This window comes from Mesotoga sp. H07pep.5.4, assembly GCF_003664935.1.
Lineage (GTDB): Bacteria > Thermotogota > Thermotogae > Petrotogales > Kosmotogaceae > Mesotoga > Mesotoga prima.
In genome coordinates, this window is sequence record NZ_JFHM01000007.1 from 155,256 (window position 1) to 167,768 (window position 12,513).

At 46.4% G+C, this 12,513-nt stretch carries 11 protein-coding genes; 4 read left to right on the forward strand and 7 right to left on the reverse strand.

Features of this window, described 5'->3' with window-relative positions; all coding sequences use genetic code 11:
- Nucleotides 1-6 precede the first annotated feature (6 nt).
- Together Y696_RS05245 and Y696_RS05250 are read left to right on the forward strand one after the other, a co-directional pair.
- Nucleotides 7-1,173 (forward strand): sugar MFS transporter, encoded by a 1,167-nt coding sequence (locus Y696_RS05245; protein ID WP_121509835.1) that lies wholly within the window; start codon nucleotides 7-9, stop codon nucleotides 1,171-1,173.
- Nucleotides 1,163-2,281, forward strand: coding sequence for an NAD(P)/FAD-dependent oxidoreductase (locus Y696_RS05250; protein WP_099772199.1), 1,119 nt, complete (start codon nucleotides 1,163-1,165; stop codon nucleotides 2,279-2,281). The genes Y696_RS05245 and Y696_RS05250 overlap by 11 nt, the downstream gene beginning before the upstream one ends.
- On the opposite strand, the gene Y696_RS05255 is transcribed toward Y696_RS05250, so the two are convergent.
- From Y696_RS05255 to Y696_RS05285, 7 genes are all read right to left on the reverse strand, one after another.
- Entirely contained in the window at nucleotides 2,270-2,989 is a 720-nt protein-coding gene (locus tag Y696_RS05255; RefSeq protein ID WP_099772200.1) for an ABC transporter ATP-binding protein, read from the reverse strand. The two genes, Y696_RS05250 and Y696_RS05255, sit on opposite strands and share 12 nt — an antisense overlap.
- Complete coding sequence (locus Y696_RS05260) at nucleotides 2,968-3,981, reverse strand: ABC transporter permease (protein WP_014730729.1); 1,014 nt, start codon at nucleotides 3,979-3,981, stop codon at nucleotides 2,968-2,970. Before Y696_RS05260 ends, Y696_RS05255 begins: the two co-directional genes overlap by 22 nt.
- A 4-nt stretch (nucleotides 3,982-3,985) precedes the next feature.
- Entirely contained in the window at nucleotides 3,986-4,957 is a 972-nt protein-coding gene (locus tag Y696_RS05265; protein ID WP_121509836.1) for an ABC transporter substrate-binding protein, read from the reverse strand.
- A gap of 257 nt (nucleotides 4,958-5,214) precedes the next feature.
- Nucleotides 5,215-6,153, reverse strand: a complete 939-nt coding sequence (locus Y696_RS05270; RefSeq protein ID WP_006492756.1) for an ABC transporter permease — start codon at nucleotides 6,151-6,153, stop codon at nucleotides 5,215-5,217.
- Nucleotides 6,146-7,261: an ABC transporter permease gene (locus Y696_RS05275; protein ID WP_121509837.1), complete on the reverse strand. Its 1,116-nt coding sequence runs from the start codon at nucleotides 7,259-7,261 to the stop codon at nucleotides 6,146-6,148. The genes Y696_RS05270 and Y696_RS05275 overlap by 8 nt, the downstream gene beginning before the upstream one ends.
- Nucleotides 7,258-8,784 carry an ABC transporter ATP-binding protein gene (locus tag Y696_RS05280; RefSeq protein ID WP_121509838.1) on the reverse strand — a complete coding sequence of 509 codons (1,527 nt, stop codon included), beginning with the start codon at nucleotides 8,782-8,784 and terminating at the stop codon, nucleotides 7,258-7,260. The genes Y696_RS05275 and Y696_RS05280 overlap by 4 nt, the downstream gene beginning before the upstream one ends.
- A gap of 53 nt (nucleotides 8,785-8,837) precedes the next feature.
- Nucleotides 8,838-9,890 carry a BMP family ABC transporter substrate-binding protein gene (locus Y696_RS05285; protein WP_409071679.1) on the reverse strand — a complete coding sequence of 351 codons (1,053 nt, stop codon included), beginning with the start codon at nucleotides 9,888-9,890 and terminating at the stop codon, nucleotides 8,838-8,840.
- A gap of 244 nt (nucleotides 9,891-10,134) precedes the next feature.
- Here Y696_RS05285 and Y696_RS05290 point away from each other — a divergent pair, with 244 nt between their 5' ends.
- Together Y696_RS05290 and Y696_RS05295 are read left to right on the forward strand one after the other, a co-directional pair.
- Entirely contained in the window at nucleotides 10,135-10,620 is a 486-nt protein-coding gene (locus Y696_RS05290) for a ferritin (RefSeq protein WP_121509840.1), read from the forward strand.
- Nucleotides 10,621-10,697: 77 nt separating this feature from the next.
- Entirely contained in the window at nucleotides 10,698-12,476 is a 1,779-nt protein-coding gene (locus Y696_RS05295; RefSeq protein WP_121509841.1) for a 5'-nucleotidase C-terminal domain-containing protein, read from the forward strand.
- Nucleotides 12,477-12,513: the final 37 nt, after the last annotated feature.

Genomic DNA, 12,513 nt, shown 5'->3' on the forward strand with positions numbered 1-12,513 from the left:
TCTCTCATGGACACAAAGAAAGCTTTTAGCCTGATTTCATCTTATGGTTTCTTTCTCTTTGGGTTTACATCAATAATACTTGGAAGCGCATTGCCGGCTATCGAGAAGAGCTTTGGCTTAGACCATCAGATCGCAGGCGTTTTGCTTTCGCTTCCTACGCTTGCCTTTATGGCTTCGGCTATTGTCGTTAGTTCTCTCTCTAATCGATTTGGACCCTTTAATTTGCTTGCCGCAGGCATTGTGTGCATTGCTGCAGGATTGACCGTCCTCTCTGTTGGTCGGTCATTCTGGCTTTTGTTAGTAGGAAGCATGACAGTGAGCTTCGGGACGGGAAGTATGGAAACTTCAATTGGAATAGCAGTCTCAGGACTGAACTACAAAAAGCCAGGGGGAGCTTTGAACCTCATGCATTCTTTCTTTGCGATAGGTTCAATTATCTCGCCTCTTATCGTGGCGGCCTTTCTTGTTGACTACACGTCATGGTGGAAGCCGTTTCTCATAGCTCTCTTTGTATCGCTTCTGCTGTTATCATTCATTCCGTTTCTTTACGGAATACCCTTTGTAGGAAGTGATGAGAAGGCTACTCACTTCAGAAAGGAGATTTTTTCCAAGAAGATCTTCTGGCTTATTATGGTGGGTGTTCTTCTTTATGTGGGCTACGAGATTGGTTTCACTTCATGGCTTTCGAGCTTCATGTTTGAATCGAAGGGTATTGAGATGAGATACGCGAGCATCTTTCCGGCGCTTCTCTGGGCAGGGATATTCGTCGGGAGATTACTGGCCGGGATCTTCGTCGATAAACTTGGATACGAGCTGTCGCTTTTGATGATGGTGATAATAGCTTTTGTTTCGTTTGGAGCAGCGTTGCTTCTCCAATCCGCTATTGCGATTGCGTTAGCGGTAGTATTTGCTGGTTTTGGCTTTTCTGGAACTTTTCCCACGCTTCAAGCCATCCTCATATCCTCCATGAAAAATGGAATCGGGTTCGCAATTGGAATGTTCACAGTTGCTGCATCAATTGGCGGCGCAATGTCTAATTTCCTCGTAGGGCTTCTTGGCCATCACTTCGGTATGATGGCCGGTGTTATCTTCATCTTGTTTCTCATCTTTCTTGAGATGGTCGTTGTGCTTTTAATAATGAGAGTCAGGAAGGTGAGAGTCGATGCACAGTAAGGTAATAGTTGTTGGAGCCGGTCCCGCTGGACTCGCCGCCTCAAGAATCTTTGCCCGTGACGGAATAGATTTCCTTCTTCTTGATTCTAAAAGCTTCCCACGAGAAAAGGGCTGCGGAGGGGGTTTGACGCCAAGATCTTTGAAGAGGGTCCACGAGATATTTCCCGAAGTGGATATCGAGGGCTTCGACTGTCACGAGTTAAGCATAAACAGGTTAATCGACGGACAGATGAAGCATCTTACTACTCTGATGTCAAAGAAGACAATATTCAAAACTGTTGACAGGAAGGAATTTGATAATGCTCTTCTCAAATCCATAGTTGAGAGAGGCGGTAGATTCCTTTCTTCAAGAGTGAGAGAGATCGTGAAAGAGGAACAAGGTTTTGTCGTTAAGACAGATGAAAGAGAGTTGACCTCTGACTATGTAATCGTTTCGGCCGGCGTTTTTGGGGCAAAACTCCTTGGACATGAACCACCCTCTTTTGGAGTTGCATATTATGGTTACAGCTCTCCCACGGGAAGTGCTTCCGTCACCTTTATCCCCAATGGTTACCTTTGGAGTTTCCCTGGTGAGTCTTTCAACTCTGTTGGAGGTGGGATTTACCCCGATTCGGAGAAGACTCCCTCTTATGAAGAGATGAGTACCTTGATAAAGAGATCTTTCGGTGAAGAGATTGATTTGCGGGGGACACCAATCCCTACTTTCAATACCGATGTAGTTCTTAGTTTGAACAACATATACACGAATTTGCTGGTTGCAGGAGACAGCGCGGGACTTGTTGATAACTGGACGGGCGCCGGTATCGATTTCGCTCTCGATTCTGGCAGACAGGCTGCACTTTCGATCATTGAGGATGGTTACAAAGGCAAGACTGTTAACGAAAGATATCTTGAAAGGCTCTTCCCGGCCGCCAGGCATCTGCAAATCGCAGACGCCTTCAGAAAAAGGTTCAACAGAAATTTAGAAGAACATTTAGATCTTCTCAAGGGAAGAATGACTGGAAAACTTCTTTCTAACTATCTGAGCTACTATGTTAAGGGTCCTTACAGACTCGCATTCAAAAGCCTGTTCACTCGCGGAATTTCAAATCGCCAACTACACTGCTGAAGTCACCCGAGGAACGATATTTCTCATCCCGTCATTAACCACTTCACCTTCTATCAGTCTCATCAGCCTTTCTCCATAAGAATTAGCGATATCCATATTGTGTGTGATCATGATTATCGTAATGTCATATTCTCTGTTTATTCTTTCAGTCAACTCCATGACTCTGGAAGCGCTGTCAGGGTCTAGAGAAGCAGTGTGTTCGTCGAGAAGGAGAAGCCGCGGTTTCGACAAGATCGCCATCACCATGGCCAGAGACTGTTTCTGCCCACCTGAAAGCTCGCCTGCCTTGGTATTCAGTCTGTCTTCGAGCCCCAGTCCCAGATCCCTTAGCAACGATATTGCCTCTTCTTTGACGGAACTGAACTTGAAAGGCCTATTTCCCTTCTTTGAAGCTATTATCAGATTTTCGGCAATGGTGAGGGCCGGAAATATGCCTGTGTTCGGATCCTGGTAAACCCTACCGATGAACTCCGCAAGTTTGTGTGGCTTCATGTAATTCATTGTCTTACCGTCGATCATGTAGAGACCGGATGTCGGCTGAACCTCACCGAGTATCACCTTAAGAAGGGTGGATTTTCCCGCACCGTTTGGCCCCACGATTGTCACGAACTGCCCCTCTAGAACTGTGAGACTCACATTTTTCAGTGCCACCCTTTCGTTTTCCATCCCTGGATTGTATGTAACAGTCAGATCTTTGAATTCGACCATAACCTCTTCACCTCCTGCTTCACCTTTCGTTTACCTCCACTTGAAGAAAGCTGACGCAATCCAATAACCGTAATAATAAAAACTGCTGTGAGTAGTTTCATGTCGCTTGCAAGAAAGCCGATCCTATATCCGTATCTCATCGCTAGGGAGAGAAGTGCCTGATATATCACTCCACCCACTATTGGAGAAAGCAGGCCGTAGAAAAGCTTTACTCTCCCGAGAAGTATCTCGCCCATTATTACCGAAGCCAGTCCCGTTACAACCATTCCCTGCCCAATCGTTGCGTCAGAGAACCCACTGTAGAGGGCGAAAAGTCCGCCACTCAACCCTATAACGCAGTTGGCAATGGTAAGCCCCGCAATGGCAAGAACATCCTGGGATATTCCGAAAGACACCACCCCCGAGGGATTACTGCCAAATGCTCTCAGTGTCATTCCCGGGTCAGATTTCAATGCAACCGATAGAACTACAACCACAGCAGAAATTAAGACAACTATTAGTAACAAGTCAGAACCATCGAGCTGGTTATTAAAGATATTCTTGGCAACTACCGTTGTTCTTGATTGGCGCTTCTCAGTGTTGATCTCAAGCTCTTCGAAAAGGTTATCTAGACCAGTACCGCCGCTCATCTCCTCGAAGCTTTGAGTTGTCCCCTCTGGAACGACTCTTGGAACTGGGAGATTGGGGCCGCCCATTACCCTGAGATTGACTGAGTAAAGCATTGTCATGACCAAAATTCCGGCAAGAAGAACGTTGATCTTGAGCTTTCTATGAATAGTCCCCGTAATGCTTCCGGCAATGGCTCCCGTTAAGGCGGCTAGCATTATCGCAATCCAGGCGGGAAGACCGGAGACAAGTGCTTTTACGGCAACGGCTGCTCCGAGGGCAAAGGAACCGTCCGTCGTAAGATCGGGAAGATCAACAATTCTGAATGATATGTAGACTCCCAGGGCCATCAGGCCGATTATCAATCCCTGTTCCAGAATCGCCATGAACTTACCTTTCCGTCTCTACACCATCGGTTACTATCAGATTAGCCAGATCTAGGACCGATTGTGGAATCTCTACGCCGATTTCTTCTGCGATGTCTGTGTTGACGAAAAGAATCAAGGAATCCTGTCCCAGTATCTTAGTTTCGAGTTCCGAAGGAGGAGTACCCTTAAGAATTTCAACAACCAGTTCTCCGGTGGCTCTACCGACCTGATAGTAATTAAATCCAAAACCGATCAGACCGCCAGATCTTGCAATATCTATATCTCCCGCGACAATTGCGACCTTTTCTCTCAAGGCAACCGTAGAAATCGATTCTATGCTTGAGGCAGCAGTGTTATCTGTACCGATGTAGATTGCGTCTACATCTTTTATCTGGGCATTTAGAGAGGCGACCATTTCGGCGGTCGTAGAACCTGTGATATCTATTAGTTCTAGTCCAAGAGCGTCACAGGCTTCTTTGGCAAACTCCCTTATTGTCACGGAGTTGGCCTCTCCGGAATTGTAAATCACTCCCACCCTTTCGACATCCGGAAGAGTAAGTTTCAGCAGCTGAAGCTGGGTTTTTACAGGTGTCATGTCGCTTATCCCAACCACGTTTCCGGGGTTCTTTCCAAATGCCGGTACAAGGCTTGCGCTGACCGGATCGGTTACTGCGCTGAAAACCACGGGAATTGTCTTTGAAGCATTTACAAGCGCCTGAGCCGACGGGGTTGCTATTCCGACCATTACAGCTGCTTTTAATGATACGAACTGCTTTGCAATGGCTACCGCAGTGGAAACCGATCCCTGAGCATTCTGGAAGTCAATAACAATGTTGTCCCCATCCTTGAAGCCACTCTCTTCAAGAACATCGATAATTCCTTCCCTCACTGCATCAAGAGCCGGGTGCTCTACTATCGCTGTAATCCCAACTGTTTGAACAGACAAACCAAGAATCCCTACCAGTAGTAATAGACACACAAGAACCTGCTTCATTCTACATCCCTCCTGATATAAAAAAAGAGAGAGGACGCTTCTCAACGTCCTCTCTCTTTTCACTCTCTAGTGTATTTTAACTCAAGCACACACTGGAGGAGTCCGAAGAAAGGACGTTCCTCCTAAACCAATAAGCGTATGCAAAGCTTATGAATGTTGCTCGAGTCATCACATTTACCTCCGAATTTCTTTGATAAGAAGTTTATACCACAAATAAATGTTACGGATCAACGGTAAAGACGAACGTTTTGTTTCCTTTATGTTCTCTCTTCCCTCGAGTAAGGCACACCCGATGAAGCGGGAGCCCCAACCTTGCGCTTCAAAGTGTCTGTTGAAGTAAAGAAGAGAACGACAATCGTCAGCAAATAAGGAAGCATCTTCAGAAAGTCGGGCGAAATATGAGCGCCGACGGCCTGCAATCGTAGTCCTAGGGCGGTTATCCCCCCAAAGAGATACGCACCGATCAAAGCTTTAACGGGATCCCAGGTGGCGAACAGAACCAAGGCTATCGCTATCCACCCTCTGCCCGCAGTCATGTTTTCTATCCACATGGAGTTGTAGGCAAGCGAGAGATAGGCGCCTCCAATGGCCGTTATCGATCCGCCGAGAACCGTGTAAAAATACCTCACCGCGAAGACATTTATTCCTTTAGCATCGGCAGCCTCGGGGGATTCTCCCACCGCTCTGAGAGTAAGACCTGGCTTTGTTTTATAAATGAAGAACCACATAATCGGGACAAGCACAAAACTAATATAAACGAGTACGTCATGATTGAAAAGAACCTGACCGATGTAAGGAATGTCCGAGAGGAAGGGAATCTTAATTGGCTCGAAACGCCTTGCAATTACACCGATATAGTCTTTCCCCCAGAGGCCGCTTATGCCGGTACCGAGCATAGTAATGGCCAGACCGCTGACAATCTGGTTGACTCTCAGTGTAACTGTGAAGAAGGCATGAACAAGACCAAGGATTGCACCTGCAAGCATTGCCAAAAGTAAAGCCGCGAGAAGGTTCGATGTTTGATATGAGGCGACGAACCCACCAATGGCACCGACAAGCATAAGACCTTCCAGTCCAAGATTCATAACTCCAGATCGCTCGGTGAATATTGTGCCTAGAACGGCAAAGAGCAGTGGTGTTCCAGCCCTAATGGTGGCGTTGAGAGTCGACAGAATAAACGATTCGATATTATTCAATGTGAGCCGCCTCCTCTTTGACGATTCTCAGCCTGTATCTGGAGATTGTTTCTCCTCCGAGAAGAGAGAAGAGAACCAGCCCTTGAAAAACCGAGATCAGAGCCATGGGAAGCTTATAAAACATCTGAAGCTGATCGTTGCCCACCAGCAACCCGCCGAAGAGAAAGGAAACGAGTAGAATCGCAATCGGATTGAGTTTGGCCAGCCATGCCACTATGATCGCCGTGTAGCCGTATCCGGGAGAAAAGCCATGCTGAAGTCTATGCTGAACGCCCATCATCTGTACAGCCCCTCCGAGTCCGGCGATCGCTCCACTTACTACGAGAGCAATAATCGTGTACCTGACAATGCTTATTCCAGAATATCTTGCGGCCTGTGCGTTATCCCCGACGATTTTGGAATTCATTCCCCAACTCGTCTTCCTATAGACGTAAAACAGAACAACTGCAATAGCAACAGCGATGAAGAAGCCAACGTGAAACTCACCTTTGAAGAGAGTTGGAAGCCTAGCTTGATCCGGAAACGGAGCCGTTCCTGGGAATCCATAACCTTTCGGGTCTTTCCAGGGGCCATAGACAAGATAATCCACCCAGAAGATCGCGACGTAGTTGAGCATCAGAGTGACCACAATCTCATCTGTCTTTGCGAGGGCTTTCATCAGGGCGGGAATCAAGGCCCACAGGCCACCGGCAACTGCACCCGTGATTGATAGAAGCAGTATCATTGCCAGAGGAGAGGAGACATCTTTGAAAAGAAAGAGAGCTCCCCACGTCGCGGCCAGGGCACCCATATAGAGCTGACCCTCTCCGCCAATGTTCCAGATCTTCATCCTGTATGCAAATGACAGTCCCAACCCCACGAAGGCTAGCGGTACCATTCTCATCAGCGTGCTGAAGATCCCATACTTATTTGCAAAAGGCCATGTAAGCATTTCCTTGTATGCATCAAACGTCTCACGAAAGGCAAGTGAAAAAGACCCTAGTCTTCCGTAGAAAAACACCATCAAGATTATCCCCATTAAGACCAGTGCGGCTACCACAGAAAGAATTGGCACGAGAATCGACGAATACTTCGGAATAACCAGCCTCTTCTCTATCTTCACTCTCATGATATCTCGCCCCGCTTTGAGCCGGCCATCATAAACCCTATTTCCTCTGTGAAAGACGGGTCGGGAGGTGTATATCCCATAATTTCGCCCTCGTAAATCACCGCTACTCTGTCTGAAAGTCTGAAGATTTCATATAGCTCTCCTGCAAGAAGAAGAATAGCAGCTCCCCTTTCTTTGTGAGCCAAGAGAGTTTTGTAGACGAATTCCATGGCTCCAATGTCAAGCCCTCTTGTAGGATGCTCCGCGATTATGAGACAGGGCTTTGTTGAAAGTTCCCTGGCGAGAACGAGCTTCTGCAGATTTCCCCCCGAAAGAAACCTAGCCTGGGTTTTCGTTGAAGGAGTCGATATTGAATAATCTGAGATCAACTCTTTGGTTGCTCTCTGCATTGCCCTCGTGTTCAGATTAAAGGGCGATTGAGGGAGATACATGGAGTACGAGTTCTTCATGAACACGTTTTCTGTAATAGATAATGAAGGGCAAGTTGCAACGGCTCTCCTGTCCTGAGGAATGAAAGCTACACCACCCTTTATTCTTTGGGCGACGTCAGTGTGACGAAGTACCTTGTCGTTTAACACCACTTTGCCCTGGACAGGCTTTCTAAGACCGTAAATTGCCTCTGCAAGTTCTCTCTGACCGTTTCCGGCGACCCCTGCAATACCCAATATTTCGCCAGATTTTATGCTCAGACTGAGATTTTTTACTGCTTCAAGATTCTTGTCATTCTTAACGGTGAGATTCTCTACCTGAAGTACTGTTTTTCCAGGTTCGGTCTTGGGTTTGTCGAAATCTAGCAACACATCTCTTCCCACCATCATTCTGACTAGGGAGCGTCTGTCTACTGAATCCCTTACCTCTGTTCCAACAACTTTTCCGCCCCTCAGAACGGTGACTCTGTCGCTAATCTCAAGAACCTCGTCCAGCTTGTGACTTATAAAAATCACCGATGAGCCCTCACTCACTAGCTTCCTCATAGCCTTGAACAGTATCTCCGTTTCCTGGGGAGTTAAGACGGCAGTCGGCTCATCAAGGATTATCACTTTAGCTCCAGTGTAAAGAAGTTTAAGAATTTCTATTCTCTGTTTCTCTCCCACCGAAAGAGTCCAGACCCGTGCCCTGGGATTGACTGGAAGATCATAGCTTTTGCCCAACTTTTCGATGCTTGATTCGACCGTTTTGGTTTTTATAAAGAAGCCCATTCCCTTAAGACCAAGTACAATGTTTTCGGCGACCGTGAACGACGGTACTACCGTGAAGTGCTGCTGAACCATACCTATCCCGTATTTCAGAGCATTGTGAGGAGAAGAGATGGAAATCTGCTTGCCCTCCATGAATATCTCTCCCTCATCGGCCTTGTATATACCGAACAGAATATTCATGAGTGTGGTCTTTCCGGCTCCATTTTCTCCAAGAAGAGCATGAACTTCGCCTTTTTTTAGGTCAAGAGAGATATTTTCATTTGCTATTACACCGGGAAAGGCTTTGGTGATGTTTCTCATTTCTAGGATCGGAAGATCGGCCAAGTAATATCACTCCAAAGAAAGAAATCGAGGGGCCTGGCGGCCCCCCAAAACTATCACTGAATCTTTCCAACTACATTGTTTACGAACCAGTCCATGCTAAGAAGCTCTGCGTCAGTTGGTCTTTCGCCTTCAGCATACCTTAGAGCTCCTGACTGATCGTAGACTGGACCGTCAAACGGGTGGAACAGACCCTGAACTATTGCTTCTCTCATGGTCATCACGAGTTTTGCCACACCATATGGAACAAGATCGGATACGAAGATGTCGACAACACCTTCTTTGATCCCTCCCCAGTACTGTTCATTGGTCCAGGTTCCGTCCATGACATTTCTGACTACATATTCATAAAATGGACCCCAGTCCCAAACGGGGGCTGCGAGGAAAGCATTTGGCGCGAAGGCACTCATGTCACTGTTGTATCCTATTGAAAAGACACCTCTATCTTCTGCTGCCTGCTGGGGAGCCGGTGAATCCTGATGCTGTGTTATCAAGTCTGCACCAATATCCAGAAGTGATTCCGCTGCCTCTTTCTCTCTTGCCGGATCAAACCAGGTGTTGGACCAGACTACATGGACCTTTGCCTCGGGGTTAACGTACTGGACACCCATCGCAAAGGCGTTAATTCCACGTATTACCTCAGGTATTGGATAGGCGGCGACGTAACCAATAATGTTGGTTTTCGTCATTGCTCCTGCGATCAGACCGCTAAGGAATCTCGGCTCATACATTCTTCCAAAATAGGTGCCGAGATTATCGGTGGTCATGTAACCGGAACAATGCATAAACGTTGAATTCGGGAAGGCCTGTGATACCTTTACCATACTGTCCATGTAGCCGAAGCTGGTCCCGAAGATGAGGTCGTATCCTCTTTGGGCATAACCTCTAAATACAACTTCCGCCTCAGCTCCTTCAGGTACGCTCTCAATGAAATCAGTAACGATTTGATCGCCGAAGACTCTTTCCAGGTGTAGTCTACCCTCGTTATGCATTGTGCTCCAGCCACCATCGCCCACCGGTGCAACGTAAACGAAGGCTACTTTTAGTGGTGCTGCCAGAAGAGCTGCAGCAATCAGAATCATTGAGAAAAACAGGAAGATCTTCCTCACTGTCATTACCCCCTTTGTAGTGGAATAGGTTATCCTGACGTAGAAATTATACATTTATGAGCTTGCCAATCCAAATTGAAAGAGACGACCAAACTAGAAAACGACTGGGTGTATAAACTCATTAGAACAGCTTTTGGCAACATTTGAGCCATCCTTCTTATTAAGTTAATTTTAGAGTTCGCTGCATAGTGGTAAAATATCATGAAAGAAGTGTTGATATTGATACAGCTGAAGGAGGGTAACTATGATTACAGCTAGAATGGAAAAGGAAATCAATAACCAGATAAAGGCGGAATTCGAATCTGCATTTATCTACATGAGCATGGCTGCCTGGTCTCACAAGAATGGATACTTTGGGGCCGAGAACTTCATGTGGAAGCAGGCAAAAGAGGAAGAAGAGCACGCGATGAAGTTTATACAGTATCTTAAAGACGTCGATGCAACTGCGGAGATCCCGGGCATTGAAAAACCAAACGGAGAATACGAGTCTTTGCTGGACGTTTTTGAAAAGGGGTTGGAGCATGAGAAGTACATTACTTCCAGGATCCACAACCTTGCGAAAATCTCCGAAGAAGAGGGGGATTACGCAACGAACGACTTCATCCAGTGGTATGTTACCGAGCAAGTCGAAGAGGAAAGGAATTTTAGAGATGTTGTGAAAAGACTGAAGATGGTTGGAAATCAAGCCAACGGGATCTTCATGATTGATTCTCAACTTGGCGAAAGATAATCTTGTGCGGGATGACCTGTCATCCCGCTTTCCTTTCTGTCGAGATTCTTGTTCTCGGACCTGAGAGGGTGATTTAGATGAGAAAGCTTCTTGCTTTGGTACTTACCGTTTCCGTTCTGACAATGGCTATGGCTTCTTATTTTCACCTTACGATTCTCCACACCTCCTTTGTTCCCGCTAATACTGCTCCCTTTGATTATTCCTCTGGGAAGAGCGAAGACGTCTTTCCGGCAAGACTGGCTGCTTTTGTCAATCAGATGAGACTTTTCAATCCAAACACGTTGTTTATAGATACTGGAAATTTGATTCGGGGAACGCCTCTCTCTTACTATTCGGCTAAAATAGATTACTGCAATTTGAATCCATTCGTTGAGACGATGAACGCTATCGGTCTCAACGCATCACTCATCGGGAGTGAAGAGTTCATTTATGGACCAGGTTTCCTTGAAGAAGCTATTTCGGCTTCTGAGTTCCCTCTTCTCTCGGCAAATATCGTCTTTAAATCTTCAGGAGAACCGGTTTTCTCGCCCTTTGAAGTCGTCGAGATAGAAGACGATGGCGAGAAGCTAAGAGTTGGCATCGTTGGTCTCGTGACGGAAGTTATTCCGCCCTGGCAAGAGGCCGAGTTTTTTGCCGGTCTATCCTTCGTTGATCCTGTCGATGCGGCTGGTGATTATCTCGGCAAGCTTAGAGAAGAGGTAGACGTTTTGGTTCTGGCATATCGAGGGAGTAATGAAGAAGGTTATGAGAAAAGGTCTCTTGATAAGACCTCTTCAGACGAAGATTATTGTTCTGGGATCATGAAGGCTACTGAAGGCATAGATGTATTTTTGAAAGGCCCACAACTTACAACTAAATCGGCAATCGTTGATGGAGTTGTGATCTCTGGGCCCGGATATATAGACGAATCCGTGAGTAAGATCGATATCTATCTAGAAAAGACGGGTGAAGGCTGGAAGATTTATGTTAGATCGGTTGATGAGATTTCGATGTCTGGTTTCCCTCCTGACGAATGCGTTGTTGAGATCTTTAGAGGTTATAATGATCAAATCCAGAAGCTTCTGGATACAAGAGTTGGTTTTGCAGTCGGTGATTTCTATGTTGAAGATGCTCTTGAAGCGAGACTTCGAGACAACCCTCTTGCCGAGTTCATTAACAGAGTCCAGATGGAAGTAACGGGAGCCGAGATTTCATGTACCTCAGTTTTCGATTATGCGACAACCGGTTGGAAGACCGGACCGATAACCATCGGCGAGATCTACGAGGTTTATCCTCTTCCAAGTACGCTCAAAGTTCTTGAGCTTACCGGCGGAGACATCAAAGAGGCCCTTGAATTCAGTGCAGAACGCTTCGTTACCGATGATGGATTGCTTACTTTGGACGATTGGTCTATTGATGATTATTCGAATTACGATATGTGGGAGGGAATTGAATACATAATCGCCGTAGACAGGCCGGTCGGCGAAAGAGTCCTCAGTGTCAGGCACAATGGTAAACCGCTTGATATGGCAGAGACTTATGAAGTCTCTATGAGCAGTTTTCGTGCGGGAGGCGGCGGTTACAGCATGTTCGAGAATAAGCCGGTTGTAAGGGATGTGAAACTTCAGATCTTTGAGATAATTACGGATTTCGTTCAGAAGAGATTTGCCATTAGTCCCCAGGTTGACAACAACTGGTCGGTAGGGACAGGGTTCATTCACACGGTTGGATGGAACGAAACATTGAGATCAATTTCAGAGATGTATGGGATCGAGGATTCTGAAATCATGAAATACAATCCCGATCTAGTAGGGCTTAAAAGCATTCCCGCAGGTTCGGAATTGATAGTTTACAGACCCTTTATTCAAGACAAGTAAAATACCGGGCACTTCGATGCCTGATTCTGATATTCAC